The sequence below is a fragment of the Streptomyces sp. NPDC007205 genome, assembly GCF_040634095.1.
Taxonomy (GTDB): Bacteria; Actinomycetota; Actinomycetes; order Streptomycetales; family Streptomycetaceae; genus Streptomyces.
Genome location: NZ_JBEYEW010000014.1, coordinates 188,360 through 202,181, shown reverse-complemented (window position 1 = coordinate 202,181; position 13,822 = coordinate 188,360). Strand labels below are relative to the sequence as shown.

The 13,822-nt window shown below is 70.4% G+C and carries 16 protein-coding genes and 1 pseudogene; 8 read left to right on the top strand and 9 right to left on the bottom strand.

Annotated features, from left to right (window positions below; translation table 11 throughout):
* On the bottom strand, positions 1-1,320 hold the full coding sequence (locus ABZ624_RS23900) for a pyridoxal-phosphate dependent enzyme (protein WP_360092375.1): 1,320 nt from the start codon (positions 1,318-1,320) through the stop codon (positions 1-3).
* Positions 1,317-2,804: a Y4yA family PLP-dependent enzyme gene (locus ABZ624_RS23895; protein ID WP_360092372.1), complete on the bottom strand. Its 1,488-nt coding sequence runs from the start codon at positions 2,802-2,804 to the stop codon at positions 1,317-1,319. Before ABZ624_RS23895 ends, ABZ624_RS23900 begins: the two co-directional genes overlap by 4 nt.
* A 287-nt stretch (positions 2,805-3,091) precedes the next feature.
* Between ABZ624_RS23895 and ABZ624_RS23890 the strand changes: the two genes are divergently transcribed.
* The 5 genes from ABZ624_RS23890 to ABZ624_RS23870 are packed head-to-tail and all read left to right on the top strand — an operon-like array spanning position 3,092 to position 7,251.
* Positions 3,092-4,066, top strand: a complete 975-nt coding sequence (locus ABZ624_RS23890) for a zinc ABC transporter substrate-binding protein (RefSeq protein ID WP_360092369.1) — start codon at positions 3,092-3,094, stop codon at positions 4,064-4,066.
* Between the two features lie 9 nt (positions 4,067-4,075).
* On the top strand, positions 4,076-5,017 hold the full coding sequence (locus ABZ624_RS23885) for a metal ABC transporter ATP-binding protein (protein WP_360092366.1): 942 nt from the start codon (positions 4,076-4,078) through the stop codon (positions 5,015-5,017).
* The gene (locus ABZ624_RS23880) at positions 5,004-5,912 is read left to right on the top strand and encodes a metal ABC transporter permease (protein WP_360092363.1); all 909 of its coding nucleotides are present in this window, start codon (positions 5,004-5,006) and stop codon (positions 5,910-5,912) included. The genes ABZ624_RS23885 and ABZ624_RS23880 overlap by 14 nt, the downstream gene beginning before the upstream one ends.
* Positions 5,909-6,778: a metal ABC transporter permease gene (locus ABZ624_RS23875; RefSeq protein WP_360092360.1), complete on the top strand. Its 870-nt coding sequence runs from the start codon at positions 5,909-5,911 to the stop codon at positions 6,776-6,778. The genes ABZ624_RS23880 and ABZ624_RS23875 overlap by 4 nt, the downstream gene beginning before the upstream one ends.
* 14 nt (positions 6,779-6,792) lie before the next feature.
* A complete protein-coding gene (locus ABZ624_RS23870; protein ID WP_360092357.1) occupies positions 6,793-7,251 on the top strand; it encodes a Fur family transcriptional regulator in 459 nt (152 codons plus the stop codon).
* Positions 7,252-7,284: 33 nt separating this feature from the next.
* Here the strand turns inward: ABZ624_RS23870 and ABZ624_RS23865 are convergent, their stop codons facing one another.
* Both ABZ624_RS23865 and ABZ624_RS23860 read right to left on the bottom strand, forming a co-directional pair.
* Positions 7,285-8,010: a cation transporter gene (locus ABZ624_RS23865; protein WP_360092354.1), complete on the bottom strand. Its 726-nt coding sequence runs from the start codon at positions 8,008-8,010 to the stop codon at positions 7,285-7,287.
* Positions 8,011-8,012: 2 nt separating this feature from the next.
* On the bottom strand, positions 8,013-8,348 hold the full coding sequence (locus tag ABZ624_RS23860; RefSeq protein ID WP_360092351.1) for a metalloregulator ArsR/SmtB family transcription factor: 336 nt from the start codon (positions 8,346-8,348) through the stop codon (positions 8,013-8,015).
* 41 nt (positions 8,349-8,389) lie between these two features.
* On the opposite strand from ABZ624_RS23860, the pseudogene ABZ624_RS23855 reads away from it, so the two are divergent.
* A pseudogene (locus ABZ624_RS23855) lies at positions 8,390-8,539 on the top strand (50S ribosomal protein L32).
* Positions 8,540-8,547: 8 nt separating this feature from the next.
* Here the strand turns inward: ABZ624_RS23855 and rpsR are convergent.
* From rpsR to rpmG, 4 genes are read right to left on the bottom strand one after another with little or no spacing between them, the layout of a single operon-like run.
* Positions 8,548-8,790, bottom strand: coding sequence for a 30S ribosomal protein S18 (gene rpsR / locus ABZ624_RS23850; protein ID WP_360092348.1), 243 nt, complete (start codon positions 8,788-8,790; stop codon positions 8,548-8,550).
* Between the two features lie 19 nt (positions 8,791-8,809).
* Entirely contained in the window at positions 8,810-9,985 is a 1,176-nt protein-coding gene (locus ABZ624_RS23845; RefSeq protein WP_360092345.1) for a GTP-binding protein, read from the bottom strand.
* On the bottom strand, positions 9,982-10,239 hold the full coding sequence (locus ABZ624_RS23840) for a type B 50S ribosomal protein L31 (protein WP_360092342.1): 258 nt from the start codon (positions 10,237-10,239) through the stop codon (positions 9,982-9,984). Before ABZ624_RS23840 ends, ABZ624_RS23845 begins: the two co-directional genes overlap by 4 nt.
* 5 nt (positions 10,240-10,244) lie before the next feature.
* On the bottom strand, positions 10,245-10,409 hold the full coding sequence (rpmG, locus tag ABZ624_RS23835; protein ID WP_069776639.1) for a 50S ribosomal protein L33: 165 nt from the start codon (positions 10,407-10,409) through the stop codon (positions 10,245-10,247).
* An 82-nt stretch (positions 10,410-10,491) separates the two neighbouring features.
* Between rpmG and rpmB the strand changes: the two genes are divergently transcribed.
* Positions 10,492-10,728: a 50S ribosomal protein L28 gene (gene rpmB, locus ABZ624_RS23830; RefSeq protein ID WP_360092339.1), complete on the top strand. Its 237-nt coding sequence runs from the start codon at positions 10,492-10,494 to the stop codon at positions 10,726-10,728.
* Positions 10,728-11,033 (top strand): 30S ribosomal protein S14, encoded by a 306-nt coding sequence (gene rpsN, locus ABZ624_RS23825; protein ID WP_360092336.1) that lies wholly within the window; start codon positions 10,728-10,730, stop codon positions 11,031-11,033. Before rpmB ends, rpsN begins: the two co-directional genes overlap by 1 nt.
* A 103-nt stretch (positions 11,034-11,136) precedes the next feature.
* On the opposite strand, the gene ABZ624_RS23820 is transcribed toward rpsN, so the two are convergent.
* A complete protein-coding gene (locus ABZ624_RS23820; protein WP_360092333.1) occupies positions 11,137-13,203 on the bottom strand; it encodes a putative Ig domain-containing protein in 2,067 nt (688 codons plus the stop codon).
* Positions 13,204-13,822: the final 619 nt, after the last annotated feature.

Below are 13,822 nucleotides of genomic sequence, written 5' to 3'. Positions count from 1 at the left end.
TCAGTCCCGTACCAGAGGGGCGCCCGCGTCGCGCCAGGCGATGATGCCGCCGGCCAGGCTGCGCACGTCCGGGTGTCCCATCCGGGTCAGCAGCGCGGCGTAACGGGCCGACTTCTCGCCGACCGGGCAGGCCAGGAGCACCGGACGGGTGCGGCTGAAGGGCAGACCACCGTGCAGGAGTTCCTCGAACAGCTCGTCGACGATGTTGACCGAGCCGTCGATGTGCCGGGCGGTGAAGGCGAAGGGGCTGCGCAGGTCGACCACGAGGGGATCGCCGGTGGCGATCCACGCCTGGGCGTCCGGGGCGTTGATGGCGGGCGCCGCCTGTATCTCGGCGTCGGTGAGGTCGGCTGGGGAGTTCGCGCGGCGGGGGCGGCCGAACAGGTCGGGGCGTCGCTGCCGTACGTAGCTCAGGTAGCTCTCGACGCGGTCGCAGACGATGAAGACGGCGGTCTGCCGCTCCGGCGACTCGGCGTCGACGGCCTTCAGCCGGCGCAGGGCGCCGAAGTAGGCGGCTCCCCCGGTGGGTCCGGCGAGGATGCCGCACCGGCGGTTCAGGGTCAGCATCCCCTCGATCGCCTGGTCGGAGTTCACCGCCTCGATCGAGTCGTAGGTGCCGGGGTCGAACAGCCCGACCTGGTGTGCCTCGTCGATGGTGCGGATGCCGGGGATGAAGTCGGACTTGGCCGCGACCAGCCCGAGGACCCGTACGGCGGGATCGTGTTCGCGCAGGACCCGGGCGACGCCGGTGGACGAACCCGCAGTGCCGACGCAGGCGATGAACCAGTCCGGGGCGCGGCCGTCAAGGTCCTTGACGATCTCCGGTCCGGTGCCGGTGAGGTGGGCCTCGGTGTTGCGCGGGTTGAAGTACTGGTCGGTGTGCAGGTAGGCGCTGCCGGGCTCGGACAGGGTCCGGTGGAAGAGGGTCAGCGGGTCGTCGGTGGCGGTGGGGTCCAGGCATTCGCTCTGTCCCGGCAGCTCCTCGATCTCGGCGCCGAGCAGCAGGAGCAGGTCCTTGATCTCCGGGACGCGCATCCGGTTGGTGACGCTCTTGAAGGTCAGGCCGTGCATTCCGGCGAGGACGGCCAGGGCCTTGGCGGTGTTGCCGCTGGACAGCTCGACGACCTGGCTGCCGCGCTCGGCCGCCTCGGCCAGGTGCGGGCCGGCCATGTTCCAGGCGGCCCGGTCCTTGACCGACCCGAACGGGTTGAGCAGCTCCAGCTTGGCGTACAGGTCGATGTGCCGCAGGCCGTGCACGTCCGGGTCGATGCGCACCAGCGGCGTGTTGCCGATGGCCTCGGTGATGCTGTCGTACCTCACTGTGCTCCCCCCATGTCGTACCCCACCCCGCCCATGGATGCCGTCGGCCAGTACTGGTCGTCCAGGCACCAGCGCCACGCGCCGCCCTCCTGCCAGACGGCGACCTTGCGCGCGACGGGCTGCTGCTGGGCGTGCGTGGCATGGAAGTCCATGCAGTAACCGGCGGTGTTGGCGAAGGCCAGCAGATCGCCCGGTTCGGGCCTGCGCGGCAGGAACACCGTCCGGCGCGTGATCAGGTCGGTTTCCAGGCACAGACTGCCGAAGAGGTGGACGGCGACCGGCCCCGCAGCCGCCCGCGCCGGATCCCGGGGAACGACGACGGGGTCCACCAGCACCCCGTGCTCCTCCAGGCCCACGTCGTCCGCCTTGGCCGCGAGCCGTACGAGGAGTTCGCCGCCGCTGTCCTGCGTACGTACCTCCAGCACCCTGGCCAGGGTCAGCCCGCACTGGTCCAGCAGGGCCCGTCCCGGCTCGACGTGCAGGTCGTACAGGTGCTCCAGCAGCAGCCCGGCCAGGGGTCGGCCGCCGAAGGATGCGGCCGGGTGCGCGAGCAGTTCGTCGAGGTAGCGCGGTCCGGCGACCGGGCGGTGGGCGGGATAGAGGCCGAGCGAGCCGCGGAGCGTGCCGGCCTCGTTGCGCAGCCCGTAGCCGTGCCCGCCCCAGGTCAGCGGCGGCCGGGTGCCGAGGACGGCGGCGGTCAGCTCGGTCGTGTACCGCTCCCACTGCTCGCCGTCGGCAAGGTAGTCGACCCCGAATCCGCCGCCGATGTCCACGACCGATGGTCGCAGCCCCCTGCCGCGGCACTCCTCCAGCACCCGCAGACAGCCCTCCAGCGCCGTCGCCTTCTCGGTGACGCTTGTCGTGTCCAGGTGATAGGCCACCCCTGCCAGGTCGATGACGTCACTGTGCCGCTCGACCGCTTCCAGCAGCGTCTCGCATTCCTTCATGGGGGTTCCGAAACGGCTGCGCCGGCTCAGCACGCGCACGCCGGACGCCTCGAACCCCGACAGCCGGAGCAGGACGCGCAGGCGGGGGATTGCGAACTTGCGGCCGAGGACGGCGAGTTGCTCCAGCTCGTCCAGGCTGTCGACACCGACGGTGACCGATGTGCGGGCGGCCAGCCACAGGAACTCCGGGTTCTTCGGGCCGGTGGCGGTGATCCGGTCGGGGGTGAAGCCGGAGCCCAGCGCATGCTGAAGCTCCCGCAGCGACGCGACGTCCACGCCGGCGTCGGTGGCCGCCAGTCGCCGCAGCAGGGCACTGGACCGATTGGCCTTGTGGGCGAAGAACACCTGACCCGACAGGTGATGCCTGCCGTACACCGACCGGAACTGCTCCACGTTCGCCGCGAGTTGTTCGGGAACCACCACGTCCAGCGGCGACCCGAGACCGTCCGCGAGGAGGTGCGGCAGCCCCGGCGACTCCAGGAACGAGCGCAGCCCCCTTCCCAACCGCGGTGCGAGATACAAGGGCTCCCCGCCCATACGCGACTCTCCCCCGGCACATCAGGCCCGGCATCCCGGGCACGGCCACCCACTCCCCGTATTTCGCCGTATAGCCCTTCCCGCCCTTCGGCCGGTTTACCCCTGTCGCCCAAAGTGGGCGGTAGGCGAACGATCCTCGCCAGTCCCCGGACGGTCGTACCCCCGGTCAAAAAATGGCAACGGTTATCATCTGGGATTGATCTGAAAATCATTTCCATCTAGCGTGGAGAGTGTCGCACCACGGCGCGTGTCCGCCGCGTGCCCGGCATCGCCCGAAGGAGCCCCGCATGTCCACCGTTCCCGCCTCCCGTTCCGCCCGACCGTCGGCGAGACTCGTGCTCGTCACCGCGACGGCCGCCCTGACGGCCGTGACGGCGACCGCCTGCTCGACCTCCTCCTCGCCGAAGACCCATGGCGCCGCCGCGACCGGCAGCGGCTCGGGCAAGACGATCCAGGTGGTGGCGGCGGAGAACTTCTGGGGCAGCATCGCCTCCCAGCTCGGCGGCAGCCACGTGAAGGTCACCAGCATCATCAACAACCCGGACGCCGACCCGCACGACTACGAGCCCACCGCCGCCGACGCCCGCACCGTGGCCGGCGCCCAGTACACGATCGTCAACGGCATCGGCTACGACGCCTGGGCCGACAAGCTGCTCGCCGCCAACCCCGGCAGCGGACGCACCCAGCTCAAGGTCGGCGACCTGGTCGGCATCAAGCCGGGCGGCAACCCGCACCGCTGGTACTCGCCGGACAACGTCCACCAGGTCATCGAGAAAATCACCGCCGACTACAAGAAGATCGACCCCGCCGACGCCTCCTACTTCGACCAGCAGAAGACGACCTTCGAGACGAAGACACTCGCTGGGTACAACAAGCTCATAGCCGACATCAAGGCCACGTACGCGGGCACCCCGATCGGCGCCTCCGAGTCCATCGTCACGCCGTTGTCGGACGGCCTGGGGCTGAAAATGCTCACCCCGGAGACGTTCCTGGACGCGATGAGCGAGGGCTCCGACCCCACGGCCAAGGACAAGGCCACCATCGACCAGCAGATCAAGAACAAGAAGATCAAGATTTACGTCTACAACTCCCAGAACTCCACCCCCGACGTCCAGGCGCAGGTGAAGGACGCCAAGGCGCAGGGCATCCCGGTCGCCACCGTGACCGAGACCCTCACCCCCGCCGGTGCCACCTTCCAGCAGTGGCAGACCACCCAACTGCAGGGCATCGAGCAGGCCCTGGCCAAGGCCGCCGGAAAGTGAGCTGACGCCATGAACCCGATAGCGAAGGCCCGAGAAGCCGTCACCACCCACAGCGGCCACACCGTCCCCAGCCGCCGAAGTGGCGGCCACGACATGGCCGCGGCCGGCGGAAGCGACCCGGTGGTCGCCCTGCGCGGGGCCGCCGTGCGGGTGGGCGGCCGTACGTTGTGGGCGGATGTGGACCTTCGCATCGGGGCGGGCGAGTTCACCGCCGTGCTCGGTCCCAACGGCGTCGGCAAGTCCACCATGATCAAGGTGCTGTTGGGCGCCCTGCCCGTGGCAGCCGGTGAGGTACGGGTGCTCGGGGCCCGGCCCGGACAGGCCAACGACCGCATCGGCTACCTGCCGCAGCGCCGCAGCTTCGACGCCAGCCTGCGGATCCGCGGCATCGACGTGGTGCGCATGGGCCTGGACGGTGACCGATGGGGGGTGCCCCTGCCGTTCCCGAGCGTGCGTCGGCGGGCAGCCCGCGCGCGGGTGGACGAGGTGATCGGGCTGGTCGGGGCGGCAGCGTACGCACACCGGCCCATCGGGCAGTGTTCCGGCGGCGAGCAGCAGCGGCTGCTGATCGCCCAGGCACTGGTCCGCAGGCCCGAACTGCTGCTGCTGGACGAGCCGTTGGACAGCCTCGACCTGCCCAACCAGAGCGCGGTCGCCGCGCTGATCGGGCGCATCTGCCACCAGGAGGGCGTCTCGGTGGTCATGGTCGCCCATGACGTGAACCCGATACTCCACCACCTGGACCGCGTGGTGTACCTGGCCGAGGGCGGGGCCGCCGCCGGCACCCCGGCGGAGGTCATCACCTCCGAGACACTGACCCGGCTGTACGGCACACCGGTCGAGGTGCTGCGCACCTCGGACGGGCGGCTGGTCGTCGTGGGCCAGCCGGAGGCGCCGGCGGTCCACACCGACCGGCACGACACCCCGGGGAGCGGTCATGCTGCTGGCTGAGACGGGGGCACCTGCCTGGTCGTGGAACCTCCTGACCGACTTCCAGGAGATGTGGTCGTACCCGTTCATGGTCAACGCGTTCCGCGCGGGCGCGGTCGTGGCCGTGGTCTCCGCGCTCGTGGGGTGGTTCGTGGTGCTGCGGCGGCAGACATTCGCCGCCCACACCGTCTCCGCCGTCGCCTTCCCCGGCGCCGCCGGGGCGCTCCTGCTCGGCGTGAGCGCGGTCTACGGCTACTTCACCCTGTGCGTGGCCGCCGCGCTGGTCATCGCAGCCCTCCGGGGTGGCGGCGAGCACGAGGAGTCGGCGCTGACGGGAACCGTGCAGGCGTTCCTGCTCGCCTCCGGGTTCCTGTTCACCGCCCTGTACAGAGGGCTGCTGGAGGGACCGCAGACCATCCTCTTCGGCACCTTCCTGGGGATCACGTCGTCGCAGGTGACCGTGCTGATGGTGGTCGGCGCGGTCGTCCTCGCCGTACTGGCGCTGATCGGACGGCCGCTGCTGTTCGCCTCCGTCGACCCGAAGGTGGCCGCCGGACGCGGGGTGCCGGTCCGCGCGCTGTCGGTGGTCTTCCTCGTCCTGCTCGGTGCGGCCACGGCCGAGGCGAGCCAGATCACCGGGACGCTCCTGGTCTTCGCCCTCATGGTGATCCCGGCGGCCACCGCCCAAGTCCTCACCCCCCGACCGGGCCTGAGCCTGGCCCTGGCCGTCCTGCTGGCGTTCGCCGCCACCTGGCTCGGGCTGACCGCCGCCTACTACTCGCCCTACCCCCTGGGCTTCTTCGTGACGACCATCGCCTTCGCCGGATACCTGCTCGCCCTGGGCTGGCGCTCCCTGCGCGAGATGCAGGGCCGCCGGGTCGTCGCGTCCACGGCCGCCAGGGAGGTGACGGCATGACCTTCCTGCTCGCCGCCTCCCCGCTGTCCCAGCCGTTCTTCCAGCACGCCTTCCTCGCCGGGACCGCCATCGCCGCCGCCTGCGGACTGGTCGGCTACTTCCTGGTCCTGCGCGCCCAGGTCTTCACCGGCGACGCGCTCAGCCACGTCGCCTTCACCGGCGCGATGGCGGCCCTCGCCTTCGGCGCCGACCTTCGACTGGGCCTGTTCGCCACGACCATCGCCGTGGCTCTGCTCTTCGGCACCCTCGGCCGCAGGGCCCGGCCCGACGACGTGGTCATAGGAAGCGTCTTCTCCTGGATCCTGGGCCTGGGCGCCTTCTTCATCACCCTCTACACGACCTCCCGCAGCACCACCAACGGCACCGCCGGCGTCAGCGTGCTGTTCGGCTCCATCTTCGGCATCTCCTCCGCCGGCGCGGTCGTCGCGACCCTGGTGGCCGCCGGGGTCGCCCTGCTGGTGGTCCTGATCGCCCGGCCACTGCTGTTCGCCACGCTCGACGAGGCCGTGGCCGCCGCCCGCGGGGTACCGGTCCGGCTGCTCGGCTACGGCTTCCTCGCCCTGGCCGGGATCAGCGCCGCCGAGGCCACCCAGGCGGTCGGTTCCCTGCTCCTGCTCGGCCTGCTCACCGCCCCCGCGGGAGCCGCGATCCGGCTCACCGACAGGCCCTTCCGGGCGCTTGCCCTGTCCGCCGGGCTGGGGGTGCTGGAGATGTGGGCGGGCTTGTTCGCTTCCTACGCGGTGCCGAGGATGCCGCCGAGCTTCGCCATCATGGCCGTCGCCACGGCCGTCTACGCCGCGACGTTCCTGATACGACGGCCCGCCCCCGGTCCTCGTACGCGAACCGCCGTCCCCGCCGGTACCTGAGCGAAGGCACTCTGATGGAAAGCGACCGACAGCACGCCCCCGCACCGTTGGCCGACGTCACGCTGATTGGCCGGCTCACCCACCAACGCACCGCGGTCGTGGACGCGTTGATCCGAGCCGAGGGCTTCGTCGGCGCGCAGGCGCTCCACAACCGACTCGCCGCCGACGGTTCAGCGGTCGGCCTGTCCACGGTCTACCGCACCCTCACCGCCCTGGCCGCCGCCGGCCGGGCCGACCTGGTCCGCGACGCAGCCGGTGAACGCCTCTTCCGCTACCGGCCCGGCCCCGACCACCGCCACTACCTCATCTGCACGGAATGCGGCCTGAGCCGGCCCGTCGACTCCGGCCCGGTCGAGGACTGGGCGGACACCATCGCACAGACCTCCGGCTTCGCGAACGTCCGGCACACGGTGGAGCTGTCCGGGGTGTGCCCGGACTGCGGCTCACGGCACGCGGCAGCCGAACGACGGTGACCGCGCGCCAGGCCCTTTCCCGCGTGACCTACGTCAAGCGCAGCAGTCGCATCCCGGAGCACAACCGCAGGCATCCTCCATCTCCCGTCGGCCGGCCATCGGCGCGACGGCCGCCGGAGCCGCGCAGCACCCCTCCCCACGCCACGCCTCCCGCCCCTCCTTCACCGCGACCGCGGCAATGACCAGACCCGCGAGCGGATCGGCCCAGGACCAGCCGAGCACGGCGTTGGCGACCAGGCCCACCAGCAGGACCGCCGACAGATAGGTGCACAGCAGAGCCTGTTTGGAGTCGGCCACAGCCGACGCGGAGCCGAGTTTCCGTCCGGCGCGGCGCTGGGCGGCCGACAGAAACGGCATGACCACGAGCGAGAGGGCGGCCAGCACCATGCCGGGCAGGGAGCGCGTAGCCTCGCCCATGCCGGTCAGGGCCCGTACGGCATCGACGGTGACGTAGGCGGCGAGCGCGAAGAACGACAGCGCGATGATCCTCAACGCGGTCTTCTCCCTGGCCTCGCGCACCGCGTGGTCGCGGGCGGAGAACTGCCAGGCGACGGTGGCGGCCGAGGACACCTCGATGACGGAGTCGAGGCCGAAGCCGATCAGGGCGGTGGAGGAAGCCACGGTCCCGGCCGTGAGGGCGACGGCCGCCTCGACGGCGTTGTAGGTGATGGTCGCGGCGACCAGCAGCCGTATCCGCCTGGCGAGCGCGCCACGCCTGGCCGGGTCGGGGCCTAGCGGCATGGACATCTCAGCGCTCATGGTCAGCACCACCCCTTGTCGTCGGCATCGACGCACGTCCGGTCGCCCTCGACGGCGACCACGGCGGCGCGCAGGTCGTCGAGCGCATGGCCGAGGCGTTCGTCGGCGAGTTCGTAGCGGGTGCGACGGCCGTCGGGGACGGTGACGACCAGGCCGCAGTCACGCAGACACGCCAGGTGGTTCGACAGCCTGGTGCGGGAGACGTCCAGCGCGTCGGCGAGGTCGGCGGGATAGGCGGGTGCTTCCCGCAGCGCGAGCAGGATGCGGCAGCGGATCGGATCGGCGAGCGCCCGCCCGAACCGGGCCAGCACCCCGATGTCGGAGTCAACAGTCAGCACACATCAACTGTACACGTGATCCTGAATTCAGGATATCCTGAATCGACTGACAGACTCGCCACAGCCTCGCCCAGTGGAAGGCGACCACGCCGACGCTCGCGCCAGTCACCGGCGACGGCGGCTCACAGCTGGTGCCGCAGCGGCTGGTGAAGGCATACGAGCGCGGGCGTAGGACTAACTCCGGCCGGTGACCACCGCCCTATCGGGAACTGCAGGGAAGGAGCGCCATCTCTCGTGCGCTCTTGATGGCCTGGGCTATCTGCCGCTGCTGCTGACGGGTCACGTGAGTCACCCGACGGCTGCGGATCTTTCCGCGGTCGGAGATGAACTTCCGCAGCAGATCGGTGTCCTTGTAGTCGATGTAGGTGATGCCGGCGGCGTCCAGCGGATTGACGCGCTGCCGCTTGTCGGTCTGCCGCCCGGTGCTTGTACGTCGGGGCATGGGTGAGGTCGGTCCTCTCTCAGGTCACTGGGTCGAGCAAGTCATCGAAAGTGTGCGGAAGTTGCTGCCACCGTTCCCTGCCCGCCGCGTACTCGTCGTCGGTGAGCAGGCACGAGTCGAGCAGGACCGACAGACCGTCGCGGTCCAGGCCGGGCGAGGTGAAGCTGAGGTACTGGCAGCGGTCACCGTGCTCGGGGTGCCAGTCCACGGAGGCGGCGATACGGCGCTCGGCGGGCACCATCTCCCAGGCGGCGTCGGGCAGGGCGGCCAGCCAGGGGCCGGCCGACTCCACGCACAGCGCGCCGCCGGCGGCGTCCCAGGACAGCAGCGTGTCGGGGCGGTCCGCCAGCCAGAACCGCCCACGGCTGCGAGCGGCCGCGCAGGTCAGGTCCTCCAGCGCCGCGTACAGACGCTGCGGGTGGAAGGGCCGTTCGCGCCGCCAGACGAAGGTGCTCACGCCGTGCTCGTCGCACTCCTGCGGCAGCAGCGCGCACGCAGGATGCACACGGGCGGCGGCCGCTGCCACGTCGAAGCCCGCCAGCAGCGCGGCCCCCAGCGCGCCGCTCCCCCCGCGTACCTTGCGTGCGCCTGGCGTGAGCTGGGTGAGCAGCGCGCGGTCGGTGTCATCGGCGACCTCGCCGCCCTCTCCACGCGAACTGCTCTCCACGAGAGCGATCACCGTGGGGTACTCCAACTGCCGGGCGAAGGTGTCCGAAACAGTGCGCTGGTCGGTCGGGGCCGCGGCCAGGCCGACGTCGGCCAGGTCGTCACCGTTCGACAGATAGGGCAGGACGAGTGCGGGGTCGACCACGGTGGCGACCCCGGTCAACACCAGCGGTGCCCCGGCGGCGGCGATGACTCCGGCCATGGCCTGCGGCTCGACGGAGTCCCACAGTTCCACGACGGCCAGCCGGTACCTTCCCTCCTCCGCGAGCCGCAGCAGTTCAGGGACCAGGTCCTCACGCAGGGCGCAGCACGCGCAGTTGCTCACCAGGGGTGCGCCGCCGCTGCCCAGCAGACCGTCGACGTCTCGTACGGTCCGTTGCACCGCGCTGTCGACGGCGGACGTCAGGTCGTGGTGCAGCGCGACCGAGCCGGGGACCGTACGCAGGATCTCCTCGACCGCGGCCCGGCGAGCGTCGGCGTGCAACCCGCCGACGATCGCGACCGGCAGCCGCGCCTGGTCCCGGTTCACTGCTCGCTCCGTCCGCGTCCGTAACGCCGCTCGAAGCGCTCGACCCGCCCCGCGGTGTCCAGGACCCGCTGGGTGCCGGTGTAGAAGGGGTGGCTCGCCGAGGAGATCTCGACGTCGATGACCGGGTAGGTGTTGCCGTCCTCCCATTCGACGGTCTTGTCACTGGTGGCCGTCGACCGGGTCAGGAAGGCGTAGTCGGCGGCGCGGTCGCGGAAGACGACCGGGCGGTACTCGGGGTGGATTCCGGGCTTCACTGCTCTCAGCGCTCCTCACGGAAGTCGACGTGACGGCCGGCGAGCGGGTCGTACTTGCGCAGCGTCAGCCGGTCGGGGTTGTTACGGCGGTTTTTGCGGGTCACGTAGGTGTAGCCGGTGCCGGCGGTGGACCTCAGCTTGATGATCGGGCGCAGTTCGTTACGGGCCATGGACAGCACCATACAAGAGATTGGTTTTCATTTTCATCAGGCGCTAGTGTGCTGCTGCATCCACCCCCAAGGAGGAACAAGCATGTCCGCCCACTGCCAACTCACCGGTCGACAGCCCGGCTTCGGCCATCGCATCTCCCACTCGCACCGGCGGAGCAAGCGCCGCTTCGATCCGAACGTCCAGAGCAAGCGCTACTGGCTGCCGAGTGAAGGCCGCCACGTCCGGCTCACGCTCTCAACCAAGGGCATCAAGACGGTCGACACGATCGGCATCGAGGCCGCAGTGCATCGGATCCGCGCCCGGGGAGGGAAGGTCTGATGGCGAAGAAGAGCAAGATCGCGAAGAATGAGCAGCGGCGCCTCATCGTGGCCCGCTACGCCGCACGCCGCGCGGAACTGAAAGCGATCATCTCGTCCCCCGGAAGCTCCGACGAGGACCGCGTCGCCGCCCAGAGGGAACTGCGCCGACAGCCCCGCGACGCCAGCGCCACCCGTCTGCGCAACCGCGACTCCGTGGACGGCCGCCCCCGCGGCCACCTGCGCACCTTCGGCCTGTCCCGGATCCGCGTACGCGAGATGGCCCACGCGGGCGAGCTCCCCGGCGTGACCAAGAGCAGTTGGTGACCTGCCACCGAGGGACCCACAACGGGTACGGGTAACGGCGTGTCCCGCACGCGGACGGCTTCCGCGTGCGGGACCAGGTGCTCAGCTCGTGCCGGTCAGGCGGTCAGCTGGTCGTCAGAGCGGTGTCGTCCACGACGAAGCTGGTCTGGAGGGAGGAGTCCTCCACGCCGTTGAACTTCAGGGTGACCGTCTGGCCCGCCAGCGAGGACAGGTCGAAGCTCTTCTGGGCGTAGCCAGAAGCGTGATTGAGGTTCGAGTACGTCGCCAGGGTCTTCGAACCGGCGGTCACCGTCAGCTTGTCGTACGCGGTGCTGCCGGTCTCGGCGGTGTCGATGTGCAGGTAGAAGGTGAGCGTGGCCTTGCAGCCCGCCGGGATCGTCACCGACTGGGACAGCGTGTCGGTGTGCGAGGAGCCGTAGCCGTCCAGCCAGGCGTAGTACGAGCCGCCGTGGGCCGCCTCACCGGAGTCGTTGGTGATGACACCGCTGGTGGCGGTCCAGCCGGTGCTGCCCGACTCGAAGCCAGGGTTGCCGAGCAGCTGCGCCGAGGTGCAGCCGCCGCCCCCGGAGCCGACGGTCCAGGTGAAGGACGTCGAGCCGGAGGCACCGGTGGAGTCCTTCGCGGTGACCGTGACCTGGTAGGTGCCCGCGGTGGACGCCGTACCCGAGATCAGGCCGGTGGAGCTGTTGACGGACAGGCCGGTCGGCAGGCCGCTCGCGCTGTAGGTCAGGGCCGCGCCCGCGCTGTCGGTCGCCTTGATCTGCAGGCTGACCGAGCTTCCGGTGGCGGTCGACTGGCTGCCGGGGTTGGTGACGGTCACCGTGTTGCCGGTGCTGGAGCCGGCGGTGAAGGCGGCGGTGCCGTTCGGGGTGCCCCAGCCGGTCGGGCCGTCGTAACCGGTGCCCGCGGTGCAGAAGTACGACGGTGAGCAGGAGCCGTTGTTGCCACTGGTCACGTCGTACAGGTTGCCCGTGTGCTGGTAGGGGTACTTCGCCGGGTAGTCGCTCGTGCCCGGGGTGCCCGCGAGGGCGTAGACGGAGGCGATGATCGGCGAGCTGGCGCTGGTGCCGCCGTAGACCGCCCAGCCGGTGCCGCCGTAGGTGTCGTAGACCGCGACGCCGGTGGCCGGGTCGGCGACGGCGGAGACGTCGGCCTCCATGCGCTTGGAGCAGCCGGAGTCGGTCTGCCAGCTCGGCTTCGGGTCGTAGGCCGAGCAGCCGGAGCCGGTGCCTTCCGTGGAGTTGGTGTGCCACACCGACTCGCTCCAGCCACGGGAGTTGGACGCGGTGGTCAGCGCGGTGCCGCCGACGGCGGTCACGTACTGGGACGTGGCCGGGTACTCGGCGCCGTAGGCGGAGTCACCGGAGGAGACGGTGATCGCGACGCCCGGGTGCTTGAAGTACGAAGTGTCGTCGCTGGTCTGGGAGGAGTCCTCGGAGCCGCCCCAGCTGTTGGAGACGAACTTGGCGCCGAGTGCCACGGCCTCGTTCTCGGCGGCGCCGAGGTCGGCCATGCTCGCGGAGTTGGCCTCGACCAGGACGATGCTGCAGTTCGGGCAGACCGCGCTGACCATGTCGATGTCGAGCATCTCTTCGCCGGCCCAGCCGCTGTCGTTGGTCGGCAGCGAGGTGGTGGAACCGGTCTGGCTGACCTGCTTGAAGCAGCCGTTGGCCTTGGTGCAGGACGACAGACCGTAGGTGGAGCGGTAGGTGCCCAGGTCCGACTCGGCGTTGGGGTCGTTGTAGGCGTCCACAATGCCGACGGTCATGCCCGAACCGGCCGTGGTGGGCAGGTTGTAGGCGCTGTGCAGGTTGGCCGGGGAGAGGCCGGAGGGCGCGGCGGCCGCGAGGGCGGCGGCGAGGCGCTGCTTGATGTCGGTGCGGCGCTGGGCGAAGCAGGACGCGTGGCCCGGCTCGGCGGTGGCGCACAGATGCTGGGTCGGCACCTTCTGGCCGGCCTTGCCGGTGGAGTGGTAGGTCTGCCGCTCGGGGGCGGTCAGGGCCTTGGCGTTCTGCGTGACCTTGGAGATGTGCGGGTGGGCCGCTGCGGGCTGGGCCCCGGCCGTCGGCGCCGCGACGAGTCCGGCGACGGTGAGGGTGAGGGCGGGGAAGGAGACGGCGAGAAGTCTTCGCAGACTCCGTCTGCGCTTGCTCAGGCGTGACTCACGCATGGGGAACTGCCTCCGGTTGACGTGGGGTATCGCACTGGATGGGCAGGCCCGTGACGCGCGTGGCGGCGGTCGAACCGCGCAGTCATGAGCATGACACTCACACCGGGCGCATACCGCGTGAACGCGACATGACAGGGTGCGGGGTGACCGTAATTCCGAAGCACGCGAACCGGCAGTGCCGCAGGGATTTTTTTGCCCCTCCATAGGACGAGATTGGCCACTTCATTGGAGGGAACAGGGGCGGGCTTGACGCGGCGCAGAGAACGACTGAGGCCCGACCATACCGGGAGGCTGCTCCTGCGGCGTCTCGATGGCCTCTGCCGTGGCGGCTCATTCCGCCGACGAGCCTGAACGCCCCTCGCGACCGTACAGCAACCGCGAGCGCTCTTTTCACCGAGGCGTCTGCGCCTGGACACATTCGACGAGCCAGATGATGGAGAGCAGCCGTGCGCCTGCCCCGCCTGATCCGCACCGCACCGCACCGACGGCGGCGGGGAGTTCCACGGCGCACCCCCACGGGTGGCGCTGATCATGCAGCCAGTGAAAGGGTTCCTGATCCAGACGCCATGAAGAGGGTGCCGAGGGTCTTGCGGAGATCGGGCTGAGACTACGACACACC

What these genes read in the sequence shown, in the direction of transcription:
- ABZ624_RS23890 (WP_360092369.1), top strand. Translation starts at nt 3,092, where the DNA reads ATGTCCACCGTTCCCGCCTCCCGTTCCGCCCGACCGTCGGCGAGACTC.
- rpsN (WP_360092336.1), top strand. Translation starts at nt 10,728, where the DNA reads ATGGCGAAGAAGAGCAAGATCGCGAAGAATGAGCAGCGGCGCCTCATC.
- ABZ624_RS23870 (WP_360092357.1), top strand. Translation starts at nt 6,793, where the DNA reads ATGGAAAGCGACCGACAGCACGCCCCCGCACCGTTGGCCGACGTCACG.
- ABZ624_RS23895 (WP_360092372.1), bottom strand. Translation starts at nt 2,804, where the DNA reads ATGGGCGGGGAGCCCTTGTATCTCGCACCGCGGTTGGGAAGGGGGCTG.
- ABZ624_RS23880 (WP_360092363.1), top strand. Translation starts at nt 5,004, where the DNA reads ATGCTGCTGGCTGAGACGGGGGCACCTGCCTGGTCGTGGAACCTCCTG.
- rpmB (WP_360092339.1), top strand. Translation starts at nt 10,492, where the DNA reads ATGTCCGCCCACTGCCAACTCACCGGTCGACAGCCCGGCTTCGGCCAT.
- rpmG (WP_069776639.1), bottom strand. Translation starts at nt 10,409, where the DNA reads ATGGCCCGTAACGAACTGCGCCCGATCATCAAGCTGAGGTCCACCGCC.
- ABZ624_RS23820 (WP_360092333.1), bottom strand. Translation starts at nt 13,203, where the DNA reads ATGCGTGAGTCACGCCTGAGCAAGCGCAGACGGAGTCTGCGAAGACTT.
- ABZ624_RS23885 (WP_360092366.1), top strand. Translation starts at nt 4,076, where the DNA reads ATGAACCCGATAGCGAAGGCCCGAGAAGCCGTCACCACCCACAGCGGC.
- ABZ624_RS23875 (WP_360092360.1), top strand. Translation starts at nt 5,909, where the DNA reads ATGACCTTCCTGCTCGCCGCCTCCCCGCTGTCCCAGCCGTTCTTCCAG.
- rpsR (WP_360092348.1), bottom strand. Translation starts at nt 8,790, where the DNA reads ATGCCCCGACGTACAAGCACCGGGCGGCAGACCGACAAGCGGCAGCGC.
- ABZ624_RS23865 (WP_360092354.1), bottom strand. Translation starts at nt 8,010, where the DNA reads ATGAGCGCTGAGATGTCCATGCCGCTAGGCCCCGACCCGGCCAGGCGT.